This window comes from Limnoglobus roseus (assembly GCF_008254045.1).
Taxonomy (GTDB): domain Bacteria; phylum Planctomycetota; class Planctomycetia; order Gemmatales; family Gemmataceae; genus Limnoglobus; species Limnoglobus roseus.
Genome location: NZ_CP042425.1, coordinates 6,467,983 through 6,488,560, shown reverse-complemented (window position 1 = coordinate 6,488,560; position 20,578 = coordinate 6,467,983). Strand labels below are relative to the sequence as shown.

Sequence of the window (20,578 nt, the reverse complement as noted above, 5' to 3'; positions counted from 1 at the left end):
GAAGACTGGGCTGCACGCGGTGGCTTGAACGAATCGACTCGCTTGCTGTTGACAATCGGCCGGCGTTCATCGAAGGACTAGGGCCTGTTATGAACTTTCGCTGACCAGGTCGGTGAGTCGTTGGAGGAGTAAGACGCCGGCCGCCACCCCGTGCCAGCCGGCCCGCGTCTCGGTCAGCCGCTCGTAGTCCCGAGCCAGCCGCCGGAACCGGCCGAGCCAGGCGAACGTCCGCTCCACCACCCACCGGCTGGGCCGCAGCACGAACCCCTTCTTGGCCTCCGCCGGCTTGGCCTCCGCCGGCTTGACGACCACCAACGCGATGCCGTGGTTGCCCACGTCGGCCGCCGGTTGGCCGCCGGTGTACCCTTGGTCCGCGAACGCCACCCGCACGCTCTGCCCGGTCGCCTCTTGCACGTCGGCGGCCAGTTCGAACACCTGTGCCCGCTCCTGCTCGCTCGCCGCCGTCACCTCCAACGCCAGCAGATTCCCGAGCGTGTCCACGGCGATATGCACCTTCGACCCGTTCTTCCGCTCGTACCCGTCGGCCGCGGCCCGCGACCCGCTCTCCCGGGTGGATTGCCGCGCCCGCCCGTCGAGGACCGCGGCCGACGGGTGGGCCGCCTTGCCGACCGCCACCCGCACGACCATCCGCAGGGCGTCGGCCATGTGCTCGAACACCTTGGCCGCCACCCACCGCCGGGCCTGTTGGTAGACGGCCGGCCACGGCGGGACGTCGTGCGGCATGAGCCGCCACCGGCCGCCCGTCTTCACGATGTACCGCAGGGCGTCGAACACGTCTCGCAGGTCGTGCACCCGCGGCCCGGCGTCGGCCGGCAGGAGGGCCAGGTACGGGGCGACGAACGCCCACTCGTCGTCCGATACGTCCGTCGGGTATGCCTTCCGCTGCTCACTCATCCCGCCAAACTATGCCGACATCAGCCCTTGAGTTCATAACAGGCTCTAGTGCTCCATTGCGCCTGAATCCTGCCGTTGATATCCTTCTCCAGGCCAGGGTGGAGGAGAGCGGCGATGGCACGGGCGGACAAGGTGGTGGTGCGACTGGCCGGCGACCAGCGGCACGCCCTGGATCGCCTCCGGCAGACGGGACCGCACCCGGCCGCCCTCCGCCGCCGGGCCGCCATCTTACTTCATGCGGATGCCCGCGGGCCGGACGCCTGGACGGACGACGACATCGCCGACCACCTCGACACGTCCCGCAACACGGTCATGCGGGTCCGCCAGGAGTTCGCGGCCGACGGCCTCGACGCCACCCGACACCGGAAGAAGCCGACCGGCCGCCAGTACCGCAAGCCGGACGGCAAGCCGGAGGCCCAGCTCATCGCCCTGGCCTGCTCGGCCGCCCCCGACGGCCGGGGAAAGTGGGCGATGAAGCTGCGGGCCGACAAGCCCGCCGAGCGGGCCGTGGTCGCGCCGATCGACCCGGCCACCGCGTGGCGGACGCTCCCCAAAACGACCTCAAGCCGTGGCTCCGGCAACCGTGGGTCATCCCGCCGAGGGCGACCGTGGCGTTCGTAGCGAGCACGGAGGACGTGCTGGGCACGTGTGCGAAACCGCCGGACCTGAAGCGGCCGGTCGTGTGCGTGGACGCGGGCGGCAAGCAACTCATCGGCGACGTGCGGGAGCCGCTCCCCGTGCGGCCGGGGTCGCCGGCCGAGCAAGACCGCGAGTACACGCGGGGCGGCATGGCCAACCTGTTCGTGGCCGTGGAGCCGCTGGCCGGCCGGCGGCACGTGTCGGTCACGGACCGGAAGACGGGCGTCGACTGCGCCCGGTTCTTGCGGGTGCTGAGCGACGAGCATTACCCCGACGCCGACCGGATCGTCCTCGTCTGTGACGACCTATCGACGCACACCCCGGCGGCGTTGTACGGGGCGTTCGACCCGCCCACGGCCCGCCGGTTGGCCGGGCGGTTTGAGTGGCATCACACGCCCAAACACGGGTCGTGGCTGAACATCGCCGCGTGCGAGTTGGGCGCCCTGGCCCGCCAGTGCCTGGGCCGCCGCATCCCCGACCGGGCCACGCTGGCCCGGGAAGTAGCGGCCTGGGAGCAGGATCGGAACGCGGCGGAAGTGACGATCGACTGGCCGTTCACCACCGCCGACGCGCGGGTGAAACTCAAGAGACTGTAGCCCAAGAATCAGACGCAATGAACCACTAGGTCCTACGGACATTCGATCTGGCATTGTGGTTGGGCATTGGTGAGGGTGGGCGTCGCTCACGGAGGAGTGCGGCATGCGACATCGCCATGAGCCGACCGATCCGCAATGGGAGACGACCCCGGGCCTCTTGCCCGGCAAGGCGGGCGACCCGGGGCGGACCGCCGTCGACAACCGACGGTTCGCCAACGCCGTCCTCTCCGCCCTCAAGACCGGAATCCCCTGGGCCGACCGGCCCACGCGATTCGGTAAGCCCAACACGGTCGGGGAGCGGTTCGATCGGTGGTGCGCGGCGGGCGTGCGGGAGCGGATCGCCAAGGCCCTGGGCGACCCGGACCGGGAGGAGGTCCCGATGGACTCCACCACGGTCAAGGCTCATCCGGTGGCCTCGGCGGGGCGACGCTTGCCCCGGGGAAAAGAGGCGGCGGACGAAGCCGCGGCGGGCGGACGACCGAGCGGCATGCGGCGGTCGACCGACGGGGTCGGCGACTCACGCCGGTGGTGACGGCCGGCCCGCGTGGCGACGCCCCGCACGCGGGAGCCCTACGGGCCGGCTTTAAGCCGGGCGCTGTCGGCCATGTCGTGGCCGCCGCCGCCGACAGCGATGCGATCCGCGCGTTCGTGAGGCGGTTGGGGGCCCGGGCGTGCATCCGTCCGAACTCGACGCGGAAGCGGGTGACGTGCGACCGCCGGAGTCGGTACAAGAACCGCGACGTGATCGAGTGGTTCTTCGGCCGCATAAACGCGACCGGCGGGTGGCGACGCGGTCCGGGAAGGAAGCGGCCCACGACGCCGGCTTCGTCTGGCTCGCCGCCCGGATAAACCAGTGCGGCTGAATGGCCGGAGGACCTAGTTCGCCGAACCGGAATGCCGGAACTACATCCGACATGCCGGCTACGGACCGCAAGACTGAAATTCAAAACGCTCTAACGAAAAAAAGGAACGGCGGCTCAGCCGCCGTTCCAGGATTGCAGACGATAGCCCTTGAAAAGTTAGCCGACGTAAATCCCACCGGCCAGCGGCGAAAAGGCGTCGAACTCGGACGCGAACAGTGGGTCGCTCGGGGCCGCCAGGATGTCCTTGCCCAGAGCGATCTGGACCAGGCTCCCGGCCCCGTCACCCGTACCGGTCACGAGGTCGGCGAAGTTGTCGTTGTCCAGGTCCTTCACCGCCAACCGGACGCCGCCGCGGTTGCTCGTGTCCCCCGCAAAGAAGTTGGCGATCTGGGCCGAGTCCGGCAGGTTCGTTGCACTCGGGCCGGTCAACACGGCCCCCGAGAAGATTCGCACCCGCGGCCCGCCGCCCGGCCCGCCCCCGACGATGAGGTCGGCTAGGCCGTCCCCGTTGATGTCCCCGGCCGTCAGGAAGACGCCGTTGCGGAGCGTCAGTTCGTAGGCGAAGAAGTCGCCGAACAACCGATCGGGGGTGGCGTTGCCGACGATCGTCTTCCCGCTGTACCCGGCCACTCGCGGGCCGCCGCCGAACCCGGCCCCGACCAAGAGGTCCACCCACCCGTCGCCGTTCATGTCCGCCACGGCAACCCGGGCCCCGCCGCGGAAATTCGGGTCGTCGATGCCGAAGAAGTCGGTGAGCGTGTTGCCCGTCAAGCCATCGAAGATTCGGACCCGCGGGCCGCCACCCTCGTCGGCCGAAACAACGATGTCCGCCTTGCCGTCCCGGTTGAAGTCGCCGACGGCCACATACCCGCCGCCGGTGAAACTCGTCTCGAACGGGAAGGTGTTCAGGATCACCTTGCCGGTCACCCCGTCGAACACCTTGAGGTTCACGGCCGTCCCCGGGCCGGTAATCGTGATGGTGTCCGCTACCCCGTCCCCGTTCACATCGCCCGACGCCGTTCGAACGCCGCCGGTGAAGGTGGCGTCGTAGGCGGTGATCGTCGAGGTCGGGGTCTTGGAAAGTTGGTCGTAGGTCTGCACCACCGGGGCACCGCCCGCGCCGGCCCCGACCGAGTACTGAGTGTCGCCGAGCAAGGCCGACGGTGGCACCGGTGGCAGAACTTCGATGGTTTCAGTGACGGTGACCGCGACGGTCGCGGTCGCGGTGCCGCCGTTGCCGTCACTGACCGTGTACGTGAACGTGTCGACCCCGACAAAGGTGCCGTTCGGTGTGTACGCCACGCCCGATCCGGAAATCGTTACCGTCCCGTTCGCCGGCTGCGACACGCCCGTGATCGTCAACGCCTGGCCTTCCGGGTCGCTGTCGTTCGACAGCACGTTGATCGTCACTGCGCCGCCATCTTGGGACACCGTAGCGCTATCGCCAACGGCCACCGGGGCGTCGTTCACCGGCGTGACGGTCACGTTGACGGTCGCGGTCGCCGTCCCGCCCTGGCCGTCGCTGATCGTGTACGTGAACGAATCCGGTCCGTTGTAGTTCGCGTTCGGGGTGTACGTCACCGTGGTCCCGGTGAACGTCACCGTGCCGTTCTGGGCCGTACCCACGGCCACCACCGTCAGCGGGTCTCCGTCCGCATCGAGGTCGTTCGTCAAGACGTTGACCGTGACCGACCCGTCTTCCAGAACGGTCGGGGCGTCGTTGGTCGCGGTCGGGGCGTCGTTGGCACCCGTGACGGTGATGGTCAACGTGCCAGTCCCGGTGCCGCCTTGCCCGTCGTCGACGACGTAGGTGAAGACGTCGGTCACCGTCTGACCGGCCTTGAGGGCTTGCACGGCCGGGCTGGAGTTGTTCAGGGCGTACAACCAAGAACCGTTCGCGGTGAGGGTCAGGCTACCGTAGGTGCCCGCGAAGTTACCGGCTGTGACCGTCAGGGCATCGCCATCGGCGTCGGTGTCATTGGTCAACACGTTCCCGGTCGCGGTGAGGGTGCCGTCCTCGGACACCGCCCCAGCGTCCGGGTTAGCGACCGGCGCGTCGGGCACCGGGTTGACCACGATCGGTACCGACTTGCTGTCGGACTTCGGCCCGTCGGAACCGAAATTGCCCTCGTCGTTCACGGTAATCGCCAGGGAGGCGAGGCCGTTGTAGTTGGCGTTCGGCGCGAACGTAAGGCCGGCCAGAGCCGCGTTGACCTGGGCGATCGTCCCGCGGAACACCATATTGGCGTCGGCCGTTCCGTCGCCCAGGTCGAACGTCAGTCCGGTCAGGGAACCGAGCGTCAGGGTGCTATTGGTCACGGACAGTACGACGAGAACGCTGTTCGAACCGGCGTCAACATCGACGACGGAAATGGCGTTCCCGTTAGCCGTGGAAAAGACGAGCGCCCCGCCGGTAGAGTCCTCGTTCACGAACTGAATCGCCGCCGGGATCGTGATGACCGGAGCTTGGTTGATGGCGATAACTGTGAGGATGCGAGACACCGAAGTGCTGGCGTTCGGCGTCGGCCCGTTGTCGCTCACCGTGAACGTCACGGTCCGATTGACCAGGCTTCCATCCCCCGTTGGGACGGCACTGGTGGAGCGGTAGCGGACGAGCGCCAGGTCTTGCGCGTACTGGGCGCGGGAGGCGGCCCCGCTCAAGGTCAAACTGCCGGCACCGTCGTAAGCGAAGGTGACGCCGCTCGGAAGCGTGCCCGCGGTGGCGAACCCGCTGCCGAGGTTGATCCCCAACTGATCCCCGGCCACGAACGATGTGCTGAGTGTGACGGTGGCGATGGTGATCGTGTCGTTGAGCCCGACATCAGTAATCGATGCGGAAGCGAGCAGAAGAACACCGGCCGTGTCACCTTCGGTGTAACTGGTCACGCCGGAGGTAACGATCGACAGCGTCGGGGCGACGTTGGTCACCGTGAGGGTGTGCGTGGCGGCGACACTAGTGCCGCCGTCCTTGTCGGTGACGGTAAGGGAGATCGTGTACGTGCCGTCGTCGGCCGGGGTGAACGTGAACGCCGGGACCGCGGTGCCGCCGACGGTGTACGTCGTGACCGTACCGGTACCGTTCGGGACGCCCTGACCGTTCGTGCTCGTCACCGTCCAGGTATAGGTGAAGTTGACGTCCTCGCCGGCCCCCGGGTCGGTGAACAACCCGGTGAACGTGACCGCCGTACCCTCCAGTCCGGACGAAGATGCCCCCTGGGCGATCGCCACCGCCGGGGCCACGTTGTTCACCGTGACCGCCGCCGTGACCGCGGTGCTCGTCGCCCCGTCGTTGTCCACAGACGTGACAGAGATCGTGTACTGGTCCGGCGTCCCGGCCGGGTCGTCGGCGTACGTGTGCGTGGCCGAGAAGGTGTACGTTCCGGGCGAAACCAGGGTGAGGCTGGCGACCGGCAGGACGGTGTTCGGCGTCCCGTCGCCCCAGATGATGGTCACCGTCTGCGTGTCCGCCGTGCCCGCGTCCGTCACCGTGCCGCTGACCGTGACCGCCCCCCCCTCGCCGATCGTGGTCGCGCTCAGCGTCAGCGGCGACTGCACGATCGGCGCGACGTTGGTCGCGTTCAGCACGAACGTGACGGACGCCGTGTTGTTCGCTTCCCCGCTGTCGTCCGTAGCAGTGATCGTCACGACGAGGCCGCTGATGTCGTCCGTCGCCAGGTACGACCAACTCCACGTGCCGTCGCCGTTGTCGATCACCGTACCGATGGACGCGGTGAGGGTCACGACGTCCGTGCTGTCCGCGTCACCGAACGTCCCGGTGTTCGTGGCCGTCGTGCCTTCGTTCACGGTCACGACGGGGCTATCGACGGCGATGGTCGGCGCGTCGTTCGTCCCGAGGATACTCAGGGTGATGGTCGCGTCTTGCGCGACCCCGTTGGCGTCGGTGAAGCGATAAGTGAAGCTGTCGGTCGCGGTTTCCCCGACGGCGAGGGATTCGAACGCGCTGTTCGGGTCGTAGGTGAAAGTGCCGTCCGCGTTCAGTGTGACCGTTGCCCCCGATGTCAGCGTGTACGGCGTGCCGACGGCCGGCGAGGTGTTGCCGGTCAAGACCGTGACCGTGCCGACAGTCGAGATCGGCTGTGTGTACCCCGCATCGCTGGTGGCATGCTCTTCGTCCGTCGGGATCGCAGTGAGCGTGCCGTAGTCCGCCTGGAACCCGGTCGTGCTCGGACTTGCGTCGCCTGCGCCGAGCCAAGGGTTGTAGGTGGTGGCACTGCCCGCACCCGCGTTGACAATCAGCGCGACGATCCCGGACTGCGTCGCCACGCCCCACCAGTTGCCGGTGGCGGCAACGGTGTTGCCGGAAGCGTTCCTGACCGCAACGGCGTTTCCGGACAGGTCGCTGCCGTGAACTTCCGCCGTCCCCACGGGGACGTTCACGCCGTTGTCGAACCCGTTAATCTGGGCGTTCAGCACGTTGACCGCCGCCAACGCACCGACCGTCTCGATGCCGGAATCACTCGTGCCGGAGTCGCGGATAACGGCCCCGCGCACGACGAGCCGGGTCGCGGTGCCGCCGGTCGCGTTGACCAGGACGCCGTCGCCCGCCGCAGTGGTAACGGGCAGGCCGTCGAGGATGACCGTCGACGCCGCACCGGGTCCGCCGGCCAGGAAGTTGGTCGTCCCGACCGGGTTGAAGTTCAAGTTGTTCGTGAGCAGCACGCCGGCGGTCGTCGTGCCGGTGATCGCGTTGGTCGCCCCGAGAGTGATGGTGTTGGACGTGGGGACGTTGAACAGGCCGATGCCGTACGCCGTGCCGGTGATCGTATTGCGGGTGAAGGTCGGGTTGACGGCGTCCTGGATCGATACCACGAGCACGCCGAAGTTGTCCGCGACGGCCCCGACCTCGGCCGAGAACTGGTTATTGTCGACGGTCAGGCCGGTCGCCCCGTTGTACTGGAGCCAGTACAGGAGCCCGCCGGCGTAACTGTGCACCTCGTTGCCAGACACCGTCCACGAGCCCGGCCCACCGGCGCCGTTGAAGTTGTTCGTGTGAACGCCGGTCCACACCTTGGTCATCAGGTTGTCAGTGACGTCGGCGTAGCAGTTGGTCCGCAGCGAGACGGCGTACCCGAAGTCGTAGTTGCCGATGTCGTGGAACCAGTTCTGGCTGATCGTGCTCCCCGCGGAGACACCCGTCACCCCGTCCAACCGCACGCCGACGCCGACGTTCCGGATGACGTTGTTCGTCACGTGCAGGCCGCTGATCTGAACGGCCCCGGGTGCCCGGTTCGTGACCCCGTAGGCCGTGTTCGAATCCGCACCGCTGAACGTCGCACTCCCGGCGAGGCTCGGATCGTCCCCGTCGATCGTGAACCCGTCGATTGTGACCGCGTTCGCAGTCACGGCGAAGACGGAGTTCTGGTTGCCGTTGGTCACGACCACCGTTTCGCCGGTCCCCGGCCGCGTGCGGGCATCGACCCCGGTTTGGGCCCCGAGCAGGGTTACCGACTTGTTGACGACCACGTTCTCGGTGAACGCCCCGGGCGCCACGTTGACGGTGAACCCGGCCGACGCCGCGTCCACCCCACGTTGGATACTACCGCTCGCCGGGGTAACGTACACGTTGTTCGGCACGACCGTGACGAACCCGAGCGTGCCCACGTCCACCTTGTGGACGATCTTGTCTTCCAGGCCGAACAGTTCGGCGAGGCTCATCGCCGCCGGCCGCTTGGCGGTGCCGGTCACATCGAAGAGGTTTTCCGAGGAGTTGAAGTTGGCGACGACCGGCCCGATGACGGCCCCGCCGGTCGGTGCCCCCGTCGGCCCCCAGTACGGATTCAAGCCGCTATTCAACTGGATGAACGACGCAAACGGCCCGGAGAACGTGTTCGCGGCCGCCCCCGTACCGCCGAGGGTCACGCTGCCGTAGGTCGGGGCGCTGGCGGGGGAGGTGTTGGTCACCCCGTTGCTGTTGCCGTTGTAGAAGGAGACGGCCGTGCCGGTCGCGGTCGCGCTCCCGTTGAACGTGTTGCCCTGCAGGGCGAACGATACCGGGACGAACGTGCCGAACTGATCCCCGGCCCGAATCTGGGTGTCAGAGATGAAGTGGGCGTACGCCGTCGTCAGGCCGGTCGCGACCGAGAAGGTGTTCCCGGTCAGGTTCACGTTCGTCGAATCGGCGAGGACGACGCTCACGGTCCGGGTCACGAACGTGTTGTCGGAAACCGTCACCGTGTGGCCGTTGTACAGGTGGTTCAGGAACAACGACTGCGTCGCGTTCGCCCCCTGAGCGAAGGCGTTCTGGGAGATGGTGATCGACCCGGTGCCGTTCGGCTCGGTGACGTTGACGCCGCCCTCATTGAACCGGTTGTTCTGGACGAGCACGTTTGTCCCCGCCGACAGGAAGTTCAGGTGCAGATCGCTCGCCCGACCGTAGTTGAAGGTATTCCCTTCGGCCGCGGTCGGCCCGCCGACTAGCGCCCGCTGGAGGCCGAGCAGTTCGACCGTCCGGTAGTAGAAGTTCGCAGTCGTCGAGATGTCGGCCGTGAACGTGTTGCCCTGGATCGTGACCCCCTGGGTGAGAACGGTATCGCTCAGGTAGACGGCCCGTGCCTCGGTGACGACGGCGGTGAAGGTGTTGTTGAGCAGCTTTAAACCGTCGAACGTGTTGCCGTAGATGGCCGCGAACGGGTTGCCCCGTTGCCCGGACGGCGTCCGCTGGTCTACCTGAATGGCGAACCCGCTGATGGTGACGTTCGTGGCGGCCACGACGAACACGTTGTTGCTGCCCGGGGCCGACACGGCGACACCGGCGTCTGCGAGCAAGCTGATCGACTTGTTAATGGTGACCGCCGCGGCGTTAGCGTAAGTGCCCGCGCGGACGATCACGGTGCCACCGGCCGCGACCGCGTTGACGGCCTCCGAAATCGTCGCGAAGGCGTTCACGCCGAAGATGCCCGGCTGCGTTCCGGCGGTGGTGGGGTCGATGTCGACCACGCTGCCGCCGTTCGTCCCTGCGAGGGCGGCGTCGACGTACACGGTCGCCGGCGCGGCGGCGTTCACCAGCACCACGTCGTTGCCGTCGCCGCCGTTGTAGAAGAGTCGGAAGTTCGTGCCGTTGATCGTGACGACGGCCCCTTCGACGTTCGGCGAACTGGTGCTGGCCGTGGTCGCATCTGCGAGGTCGTTATGAATCAGTGTGAACAGGCCCGGGAGGGCGGCGGCCACGATCGGGGTCCCGGTGTCCGGATCAAGGAGGGTGAGCGTGGCTCCGCTCAGGTTCACCAGGCCGTTGACGTTGAGGACGTCGTAGCTGGCCGCGGTATCGACCTCGAACTCGACCGTACCCGTGGGCGTAAAGTTGCCGGTGATCGTCATTGTGCCGACGCTGTTGCCGGGGGCGACCTTGCCCGCACCGGTCACATCTCCGGTGATCGTCCCGCCGCTGCTGCCGAGCGTACCGCTGGCGTTCACGGTCACATTGCTCGTGACCGAACCGTTGACGTTCAGCCGGCCGCTGTTGACCGTGGTGGCACCTGTGTAGGTGTTCGCCCCGGTGAGGGTGAGCGTGCCCGCCCCCGTCTTGACGAACGGGCTGTTGGCCCCGGCGATCACGCCGGACAGCGTGCCCGTCCCCGTGCTGGTGACCGTCACGCCGCCGGTCGTGGTGATCGCGCCGGTCCCGCCGACGTTCCCGCCCGTCAGGGAAAGGCTCGCTGCCGTGACGGCCGCGTCTGCCGTGACGCTGCCGGTGGCCGCGAGGCTGAGCGCGAAGGTTGCCCCGCTCACACTCGTCCCGGTTCCGGTGAGCGAGACGTTGCCCGCGGTGGCGGATGCGGTAATCGAGCTGAGCAGCGTGATCGAAGTCGGCGTGGTCGCGTTGCCGACAGTCAGGCTATCGATGGCGATCGTCCCGGCGGTTGATTCCAGTCTCAGCGTCTTGTCGATGGTGGCGCTGCCGGCGTAGGTGCCCGCGTTCACCAGCAACCGGGGGTTCGTGCCCGTGAGCAGGCCGACTGCTTCCGTGATGCGGCTATCGGTCCCCGCTTGCGCGCCGTCCGGGGTCACGGTGAGGTCCGAGAAGTTCCCCTGGAAGCCGTAGGTCGCGGTATCGGTGTCGGTGCCGATGTTCAGCCACGGGGAGAAGTCGAGGTGCGTGAGGCCGCCGACGTCCACGATATCGGGAGTGCCACCGGGGTTAGTCTTGGTGCCACCCGGGAAGATCGCCGGAACCTGGGTGGCGTACCCTTCCTCGGTCGTGTTCGTGGTGGAGGTGGTCGGGGCGTTCGTCCCGAACCAGTTGCCGGACACGTCGATCACGCTCGTGGTGTCCGACCGGTTGACGATGCCGCCGTACCAGTTGCCGGTGATGGCGTTGTTGCGGACCGAAACCGACAGCGGGGTGCTGCTCGTCTCCGTTCGGAACAGGATGCCGAGGGTCCAGTTGTTGGTGATGAAGTTCTGCTCGATCCGCAGGTTCGTCAGGCTGTTGACGACCTGGATGCCGGTCCGGTTGTTGTCGATCGTGTTGTTGAGGATCTTGATGCCCGAAGCACTCTCGGTGTAAACGCCGTTGCGGTTGCCGGTGACGAGGCTGTTGCGGAGGGTGGCATCGGTCAGCGACGTGTAGAACAGAACGCCGTAGGCGTTCAGGGCACCGCTCGCGTCGTTCCAGTCAGCGGCCGTATTCCCGTCGCGGGTGATCGTGAGGCCATCGACGACAACGCCGTTGGCCTGGATCGTGAGCGTGGTCGCACTGCCGTTCTTGGCCCCCTTGAGGACCGCCGCCGGGCCGACGACCCCCGTTGGGGCGTACACCGCCGTCGTCCCGTCGCCGCGGAGCGTCAGGTTCGGCGTAGTGATGGTTACGTCTTCGACGTACGTCCCGGCCAAGATGGTGACAGTCCCAGACGCGGCCGCGGCGTCGACACCGGCTTGCACACTGGCGAATGCGTTGTACCCGAAGATCTTGCCCGTCACCCCGTCCCCGCCGACGGTGTCCCCGGCCTGAAGCCCGGCCCCGCCGCCGGACGTGTCCGCCTCCTCGGTAAAGTTGTCGTTGACCCACACCTGCGTCGGGCGGACCAAACTGAGCGTCACCGCGTTCGCCGCATAGTGGATCGTGAACGGCAGATCGCTCAGGGTAATCGTCGCCCCTTCTGCGTACCCGGCGAACGTGCCGCTGACCCCGCCGGTCGCCGTCAGGATCGTGAACACCGCCCCGGGCGTCGGGGTGAACCCGCGGGCGACGGTGAGAGTCGCGGCGGTGATGTTCGCCGTGCCGGTCACGTTAATCTGGTCGTACCCGGTCCCGGCGGTCAGGCCGTTGAGTTGAACCCGAAGGGTGTCCCCGGCGTTCAGGGCGAGGTTCCCGGTCAAATCGACGACGCCGGTGCCCGGCGTCCCCGTTGCCCCGACCGTGTCAAGCGTAACGTCGCGACCGGCCGCCGTGGCGTCGGCTCCACCGACGTACGCTCCACCGCGGACGATCAGTGTTCGGGGGGAAGCCGAGGCGATGTCAATCCCCTCTTGGAGGCGGCCCGCCGTCCCGGCCTGTGTCCCAATGGTGGTGATCGTCTGGCTGGCGAAGTTCCCCTGGAAGCCGTACGCCGCACTGGTGTCCGTGCCACTGTTGAGCCACGGGGCGAGGTCGAAGTTCGCCGACGCCGGCCCGGCAACGTCCGGTTGACCGCCGGGGGCCGTGGCCGTTCCCCCGAACACCGTCGGGATCAAGGCGGCATAACCAGATTCCGCACTGTTCGCCGTGGTGATGATCGGCGAACCCGTTCCGAACCAGTTGCCGCTGAAATCTTTGACGTTGGTGCCGGCCGCGGGGATGCTGCCGCCGGTCTGGCGATCGACGACTTGGCCGTACCAGTTGCCGCTGATGTCGTTGTTGAAGAATCGGCTGTTCGCCGACTGTTGGAGCGGGGAGTTCGTGCCGCCACTGCCGTCCAAGAACAGGACGCCCACAGTGCGGTTAGCAGTGATCGCGTTCTCGGTCACGACCAAGTTGTCGGTCTGGTTGCGGAGGATGAACCCCGTGTGGTTGTTCGTGATGACGTTGTCGCGGACGGTGTGGCCGTTGCTATTGTTGATGTCGATCCCGGTCCGCATGCCCGTGATCAGGTTGTCGTGGATCAACGCCCCGGTGAGCGCCTGGCCCTGGATCGCGATACCGGCTGAGTTCAAATTGGGATTGTTCCAATCCGTCGTGTTGTTCCCCGCGCGGGTGATCGTGAACCCGGCCACCTCGACGTTGCTGGCCGAGATTCCCACGGTCGTGCTCACGCCGCCGATCGGCCCACTGATGACCGACAGGTTGGGTCCCGCGCCCAGAAGCTTCAGGCCGTCCACGTTCGCGATGACGTCTTCGTTGTACGTGCCCGCTGCGACGTTTACCGTCCCGCCGGTTGCCACCGCACCGATGGCGTCTTGAATCGCGGCGAAGGCGTCGTACCCGATGCCAACGGCCGGGCCGGCGGGGTCCGTGCCCTGGGTCATGCTCGCGAAGGCGGGATCGACGTAAACGGTCGTCGGCTGACCCAGGACGTTGATCGTGAGGGTCGCGGGTACGGCTGACAAGGCACCGCCGTCGCCCGTGTTGCCGCCGTCGTTCGCCCCGATGGTGAGGGTGACGGTAGGCGCGACGGCGCTGTGCGTGAACGTCACGCCATTGGCCGCCGACAGTGTGGCGTTGATCGAGGTGAGCGTCCCCGTGAGCGTGACCGAGGCCGTGTTGTTGGTGGCGATGTCGCCGGCGGCCAACCCACCGACCACGTCATTGCGGACAGTCAGGGTTCCGGCCGTTACACCCAAGGAGACGGTAATGGCCCCACCGGCCGCATCGACGTCCGCCACGGACAAGCCGGCGACCGGTAAGGTTTTGTTCACCGCGACCTTCAAGAGACTTGCGGGAGCCGCAACTGTCGGCGCATCGTTGAGCGGCTGGACCTGTAACGATTGAGAGGAGGTCACCGACGTCGCGTCGCCGTCGTTGAGGGTGGTATCCGTTACGGAGAACTGGACGGTCCGCGTGGCACCGGACGGGTTCCCGGTGTTAGTGTTGACGTAACGGATCGCTTGTAGACCCTGCGTAAACAACTCGTCCGAAGCGGGAGTGCCCCCGGGCGTCGCGATTGTCAGCTGTCCCGTGGCGGCATTAAAACTTGCCGACAAACCCGGCACCGAGTCCATGCTCAGTACGTCTTCTGTCGGTACGAAATTTCCGGTGATCTGGGCCTGCAAAAGCACCACGTCGTCGTCGGCATCAACAATCGTGGACGCCGACGCGATGAGCTTCGCCGGCGCGTCCTCGGTGAAAGTCTGGGTGGTCGGGTTTACGAGAAGGGTCGGCGCCGCCGGGGTAACCCGATCCTCAAGGCCGAGTATCGAGAGCCTGGCGCGGTTGCCGCCCCCGGTCAGGCTACCGATCCCGTGGCCCATGCCCAAAATAGCGGCCAGCCGCTCCCGCATTTCCAAGCTGAAGAACCGCGACTGCCACTTGCTTGAGGACGATCGGGAAGCCCGCCATGCCTTCTTCGCCCGCTTACCTTGCAACCACGACGGGAACAGGTTTTGGAGCCCAGTGGTGGCAGTGCGAAGCCAGCGGAAGAAGTTCATTGAGGACCTCCAGATTGTTGAATCGCCGTCACAAAAATGAAAGCGAAAGTTGGGGGACAAACACGAAGAACCACCAGCCTCTTAATGGCAAATGATTGAGAGACTGTATATTTGTCGAATTTTCAAATTGCGGACATATCCGCATGATCGCTGGAATTTTCGTCAAGGAAAATATTTGCGCCACTAGCCTATCTATTCACTTTCATCACGGCTCAGACTAGGTGGCTAGCAATGAAAATTTCAACGAAACGGAATGAAGTGTCATCATGAAGATGCACATCGGTAGGAAAGAGACAAAACCGAGAGATTCGGGTACCTTCTTACTCGTCGGTATAAAAAGCCGTCTGGTCGTCGGGGGAAAAATCGGCGAGGCAAGGCGATAAAATAATCTTAAAATTATAAAATCAACTCAGGGTGCATTCCGACCAACGAAATAAATTAGGCGAGGGAAGTAGAATGCAATGCCTATGCTAGCCGATCGAAGTTGATGAACAACTGGTCTTGAGCAAAAAAATAGATTCCGTCTCAGAGTTACTCTTCAGCGATACGAAGCCTGCTAACGGTTCTTAACAATAAACAGGACGATTATAAGCAATTACAATTAATCAATAATATAAATCTCGCTGCTACTTGCCTCTCATTAGTGACCATCGGGCTGTTGTGGCATTCCTTTTTGCGTCCCGGGAAGGAGGGCTTGATCATGCTAAAATGTCAGGTATCAACTCAAGCAAGTCAAAAGCGACAATCGAAATAACACTTGTATTATCAATAGTTTTTCTCGCTACTGATCGCAATTCAATTGACGCGATAGGGAGGGCAAAAATCTTCCCCATCGCAACGATAATCAGCACAGATCCGACAGCGGTTCTATTGGTGATGTACAGGAACAATGTCGACCGGATGATTTTAGTAACAGTCAAACTTTTGCTCCAACCCGTCAACTTTTGTCTCCACTGGCAGGCGGATATCGCGGAACCGGAACAATCGATGAGAAGGAAAAAATGCGATGGGATTGAGTGCTACAGTCGAACGGATTACTCGTATCTAGCGGTCCCCTCGTCCGCCATCGTTTGATCTTCAAATAGTTGACCCATCCGTCCCTTCCTGGCGTGAGGCCGGGTTCGGGCGAATTTCCCCAGTTCGGATTGCTGCGTCGGTCCTTCCGTGGCCCTGCCACGGCCGGGAATCTGCGCGCCTGGGGTAACGGAATGAATCGTCGGCAGGACTGCCACTTGGAAGAACAACACCCCCGTAGCACTGCCATGCGTCGCCGCTCGCGCTCCGTTCTCGCCGTCGAATCTCTGGACAATCGCCTCGTCCCGGCGGTTAGCTTACAGTTCGATTACTCGCTCGACGCCAACGGTTTTTTCGCCGACGCTTCTCGTCGCACGGCCCTCGAACAGGCCGGGGCCGAGCTTGTTTCTCGCCTCGACACCGACTTCGCCGCCATCGCCCCGGCCGGCGGCAACACGTGGAGCCTGCTGCTCAACAACCCGTCGTCCGGAGAACAGACCGAGATCAAAAACCCGACCGTCCCGGCCGACACGATCGTCGTCTACGTCGGGGCGTACAACCTGGACGCTGCGGAGGCCGGCGAGGGCGGATTCGGCGGGTACAAGGCCGGCGGCGACTCGGACTGGCTGAATCTCGTCAAGACCCGCGGCGCGGCCGGCTTCTCCCTGTGGGGCGGGTCGATCGCGTTCGACCTCGACTTGAACTGGAACTTCTCGGCGAACGCCCCGGCGCGGGGCCAGACCGATTTTTACACGGTCGCAACGCACGAACTCGGCCACCTCCTCGGCATCGGCACGGCCCCCCAGTACTTCAACCTCGTGTCCGGGAACACGTTCACCGGAGCAAACGCCACGGCCGCTAACGGCGGCGACCCGCTGCGCCTGTCCACCGACCACTCGCACCTGGTCCAGGGCACGCAGGATCACGGGGCCGAAGCGTCCCTTCAGCCGCGAATCGTTTCCGGCAAACGGTACGGATTCACGAACATCGATTACGCCGTCCTCCAAGACATCGGGTGGACCGCCAGCGAAACGGCAACTAGCCCACCGACGGCCACGGCGCCCATTACGTCGGCCGCGCCAGCCGGTTGGACGACCGTCACCAGCGACTTGGTCGCCCTGAGTCAACCGGGCGGGTCGGTGCAACTGTTCCGTCAGAACGCGGCCAACCAACTCGTCCCGGTGGGGGCCGTTTACTCCCCGTTCGGCGAGACGGCCAGCGCCGTCCGGTCGGCCATCGCGGACGTGACCGGTGACGGCAACCCCGACCTTGTCTTCGCGGCCGGCCCCGGGGCGGGGTCGCAGGTCCGAGTCATCGACGGCCAGACCGGTGCCCCGGTGGGCGGCACGTTCTCGGCATTCGAATCGAGTTACACCGGCGGCCTGTTCGTGACAGCGGCGGACGTGGACCGAGACGGGCATGCCGACGTGGTTGTCACCCCGGACCAAGGGGGTGGCGGTCGCGTGGTGGTCTTCAGTTTCGCGACCGGTGAGCCGAAGGTGATAGCCAACTTTTTCGGCATTGACGACATGCAGTTCCGCGGTGGAGCCCGTGTGGCGGCAGAGGATATCAACGGCGACGGGGCGGCCGACCTGATCGTCGGGGCCGGGTTCGGTGGCGGCCCCCGCGTAGCAATCTTCGACGGCTCGACGGTCGCGACGGGGACGCCGAAGAAATTCGTGAACGACTTCTTCGCCTTCAGCGGCCCCGACCTCGCCGGCCTCCGCAATGGCATCTACATCGCGGCCGGTGACCTGAACGGCGACGGCAAAGCGGAGGTGATCTTCGGCGGCGGTCCCGGCGGCGGCCCGCGAATCACGGTCCTCGACGGGGCGACGCTCACCCAGAACCCGGTTGCGGCGGTGGCCAGCCCGTGGGCGAACTTTTTCGCCTTCGACGCGGCTCAGCGCGGCGGCGTGCGGCCGGCAGTGAGGGACGTGGACCGGGACGGGCGGTTGGATCTGGTCGTCGGCAGCGGCGAGCAACTGCCAGCGGCCATTCGGGTGTACACGGCCGCGAACGGAACGCCGGGCAACGGCCTGCAAGCGGGTTACTACACCGAGCCGTTTGGCGACACGCCGATCGCCGACGGCATCTACGTTGGATGACACTCCACCCGCACGATTGCTTCAAAGATGGGTTCTTGAAAGGACACTACTCCACCCAGCCGAGAAAGATAGCCCGCTCGGAGCGACGGAACTTGCAGACGTCGGCGAGCGACACGTCGCCCCTCTCATCGCGACGGCAATCCGTAGCACGTCGGTCGCGGTCTTCACGTGCCCGCGCAGGACGGCCGCGGTGTCGGACGTGTTCCGCAGCAGTTCGGCCCCGAGGATGCCCAAGTTCTCTTTGCACGGGATCTGGTCGGGGAGGAGCCGCTTGATGCCGTCGCGGTATTGCATGACGAACCACCTCACGTCCTCCCGGTCCTGCGGCAAGAACGGGGACTTCGACTTGGCGAGAAGCGTGAAGACGCCCTCGAAGTCCTCGCGGCTGTCGAGCCGGATGACGCCGTACTTCGGTTCGTCTTCAAGTTCCGGCCGCCCCTCGGTGTCGAGATCCGGGAGTTTTTGCGTCCAGTAGTGGTGATCGCGCGGAAGAACAAGTCGGCCTCGGTCATCGCCATGACCGGGACCGGGAAGTTCGGGTAGATTGGCTGGAACGGCCGGTCTGCTCCGGTCACTCGATCACGCCCTCAGCGAGTATGAAGCCGAGGGGCCTCCAAGTTCTTCTGGAGCTACGCCAGCACACTGACCGGTGTAGCACCCGAACCCTCCGGGAGGATCACTTTCCGTCGGCGGCAAAGGTAGATTGCGTTTATGGGATGCACAAAAAAAGCGGTCCCACCGGCGGGTCGCGTAAAAATGACGGGAAGCGAGGACCCTAGGTTACGTGAGTTGAGAAGGAAGGATCCTAATTGTCGCCACGGTTTAGGCTGCCGAAACCGGCCGCAATAGTCAACGGGTTGGTCGGCGTACCGCGCCGCAGGGGCTGAAGAAGGTTCGCGCGAGCGACTCGGCATTGTAGTCTGTGGCGTCGGGGGGGGCGGGCTGACGATGACGAGCGACCCCGGCTCACTTGTGCTTCCGATCCGCCTCCTTAAGGGCATACCCGTGCGACATCCCTGTTTCATCACGGCGACCGGACAGTTTCTCCCGGGCGAGCGGGTCACGAACGAACGGATGGAGGCCCGGTTGGGGCAGATCGGTCCGAAGCCGTCCGGGCTGCGGGACCGCGTTCTCCGGCAGAACAAAATCGTCGGGCGGTATTACGCGATTGACGACCAACAGCGGACAACCCACACCAACGCCCAGATGGCGGCGAACGCCGTCCGCGACGCACTCGCCAACAGCCGGCTCGACTTGAAGGACGTGCGGCTGTTGGTCGCGGCCACGTCCCAAGGCGACCTCCCGTTGCCCGGCTTCGCGAGCATGGTTCACGGAGAACTCGGCCTTCCGCCGTGCGAGATCGCCACCCTCCACGGGGTCTGCGCGTCCAGCGTCGTCGCCCTCCGACACGCGACGCTCGCCGTCGGTGCCGGCGAGGCGGCCAACGCAGTGTGCGTCGCGAGCGAATTCGCGAGCCGGCTCCTGAAGGCGTCGCGGTTCCAGGCACAGGGCTATGGCGACGGCAAGCGACTGCCGTTCGAAACGGAGTTCCTGCGGTGGATGCTTTCCGACGGGGCAGGGGCGCTGCTCATCGAGTCCAGCCCGGGGCCGGGCCTGGCGCTTGAGGTGGAATCGATCACCATCAAGTCGTACGCCGGCCAGTTTCCCCCGTGCATGTTCGTGGGCCACCGCGATCAAGTGTTGGCGGCGCCGCCGGTCGGCTGGCTCGACCACCCGGATTACGCAACCGCGTCCGCCGCCGGCGCAATCAACCTGCACCAGACCGTTGAACTGCTCCCCGACGTGGTGCGCGTGTGCGTGAACGGCGTGTTCGAGTTGATCGAAGAAGGGAAGCTCGACCCGAAGGCGGTCGATTGGTGGGTGACGCACTACTCGTCCCACCTGTTCCGCGAGCAGGCGAACGAGCTGTTCGCCCGCGGGGGGCTGACGATCCCGCCGGACCGGGTCTTCACCAACCTGTACACGTCCGGCAACGTCGGCTCGGCCTCGTTCCCGCTCATGCTCGGCGACCTGTTCCGCAGCGGCGAGTTGCGGCCCGGCCAGCGGATCGTCTGCATCGTGCCCGAAAGCGGTCGCTTCCTATTTGGGTACGTTGTCCTCCGCGTCGTCGGGGGCGATGCTGCCGATTCCCGCCCGGCCGCGGTCCCGCCGAGCGTGTCCGAGCCGCCGGACATCAAGACGACGGGGTCGCCGCTTGAGGAGTCGCTGGTGCGGCAACTCGCCGGCGTGTGGACGGCGTTCGAGACGCGGCTGAACCGGGTACCGATCGTGGCGAAGATGTACGACGGCCGGCTGACCCTGCAAGACTACCGTGACTTGCTGTTCAACCTGCGGCAACAGGTGATCGACGGTTCGCGGTGGATCTCGCGGGTGGCGTCGAACATCACCCGCGAGCACTTCCCGCTCCGGTCCGCGTTTATCGGCCACTCGCGGGACGAACACCGCGACTTCGAGATGATCGAGCGGGACTACGCCTCCGTCGGCGGGAACGTGGAGGACATCCGCCGCGGCCGGAAGAACATCGGCAGCACCGCCCTGTCGGAATACGTTTTGGGCCGTGCGAGCCGGGAGAACCCGTTCGACCTGATCGGCGCGATGTTCATCATCGAGGGGCTGGGCCGGCGGGTGGCCGCCCGGTGGGCGGCCCGCATCCGAGAGCAACTGCACCTCGCCCCGGAGCAGGTGTCGTTCCTGGCGTACCACTCGGCCAGCGACGACGTCCACTTCGAGCGGCTCGACGCCGCGGTGCAGTCGGGCATCCTCACCGAACAGTTAGTGGAGGAGATCGTGACGGCGGCCAAGGTGGTCGCCCGCCTGTAGGTGCTGCAACTCGAAGAGA

9 protein-coding genes are annotated in these 20,578 nt (G+C 65.7%); 6 read left to right on the top strand and 3 right to left on the bottom strand.

What is annotated here, in order from left to right:
* Positions 1-87: 87 nt before the first annotated feature.
* The gene (locus PX52LOC_RS27430) at positions 88-915 is read right to left on the bottom strand and encodes an IS5 family transposase (RefSeq protein ID WP_149113081.1); all 828 of its coding nucleotides are present in this window, start codon (positions 913-915) and stop codon (positions 88-90) included.
* A gap of 114 nt (positions 916-1,029) precedes the next feature.
* On the opposite strand from PX52LOC_RS27430, the gene PX52LOC_RS27425 reads away from it, so the two are divergent.
* The 4 genes from PX52LOC_RS27425 to PX52LOC_RS44130 all read left to right on the top strand — a co-directional run bounded on the left by PX52LOC_RS27425 (position 1,030) and on the right by PX52LOC_RS44130 (position 2,999).
* A complete protein-coding gene (locus PX52LOC_RS27425) occupies positions 1,030-1,536 on the top strand; it encodes a helix-turn-helix domain-containing protein (protein WP_149109026.1) in 507 nt (168 codons plus the stop codon).
* Positions 1,524-2,150: an IS630 family transposase gene (locus PX52LOC_RS27420; protein ID WP_246173482.1), complete on the top strand. Its 627-nt coding sequence runs from the start codon at positions 1,524-1,526 to the stop codon at positions 2,148-2,150. Before PX52LOC_RS27425 ends, PX52LOC_RS27420 begins: the two co-directional genes overlap by 13 nt.
* A 103-nt stretch (positions 2,151-2,253) precedes the next feature.
* Positions 2,254-2,682 carry a transposase gene (locus PX52LOC_RS44135; RefSeq protein WP_149113080.1) on the top strand — a complete coding sequence of 143 codons (429 nt, stop codon included), beginning with the start codon at positions 2,254-2,256 and terminating at the stop codon, positions 2,680-2,682.
* Positions 2,676-2,999 carry a hypothetical protein gene (locus tag PX52LOC_RS44130; RefSeq protein WP_149111049.1) on the top strand — a complete coding sequence of 108 codons (324 nt, stop codon included), beginning with the start codon at positions 2,676-2,678 and terminating at the stop codon, positions 2,997-2,999. The genes PX52LOC_RS44135 and PX52LOC_RS44130 overlap by 7 nt, the downstream gene beginning before the upstream one ends.
* Before the next feature lie 170 nt (positions 3,000-3,169).
* Here PX52LOC_RS44130 and PX52LOC_RS27405 read toward each other — a convergent pair whose 3' ends face one another.
* Entirely contained in the window at positions 3,170-14,596 is an 11,427-nt protein-coding gene (locus tag PX52LOC_RS27405; protein WP_149113079.1) for a beta strand repeat-containing protein, read from the bottom strand.
* Positions 14,597-15,858: 1,262 nt separating this feature from the next.
* Between PX52LOC_RS27405 and PX52LOC_RS27400 the strand changes: the two genes are divergently transcribed.
* Positions 15,859-17,718 carry an FG-GAP repeat domain-containing protein gene (locus PX52LOC_RS27400; RefSeq protein ID WP_168219235.1) on the top strand — a complete coding sequence of 620 codons (1,860 nt, stop codon included), beginning with the start codon at positions 15,859-15,861 and terminating at the stop codon, positions 17,716-17,718.
* A gap of 21 nt (positions 17,719-17,739) precedes the next feature.
* Here PX52LOC_RS27400 and PX52LOC_RS27395 read toward each other — a convergent pair whose 3' ends face one another.
* On the bottom strand, positions 17,740-18,012 hold the full coding sequence (locus PX52LOC_RS27395; RefSeq protein WP_149113077.1) for a hypothetical protein: 273 nt from the start codon (positions 18,010-18,012) through the stop codon (positions 17,740-17,742).
* Positions 18,013-18,723: 711 nt separating this feature from the next.
* On the opposite strand from PX52LOC_RS27395, the gene PX52LOC_RS27390 reads away from it, so the two are divergent.
* On the top strand, positions 18,724-20,559 hold the full coding sequence (locus tag PX52LOC_RS27390; protein ID WP_218575171.1) for a 3-oxoacyl-[acyl-carrier-protein] synthase III C-terminal domain-containing protein: 1,836 nt from the start codon (positions 18,724-18,726) through the stop codon (positions 20,557-20,559).
* Positions 20,560-20,578 lie beyond the last annotated feature (19 nt).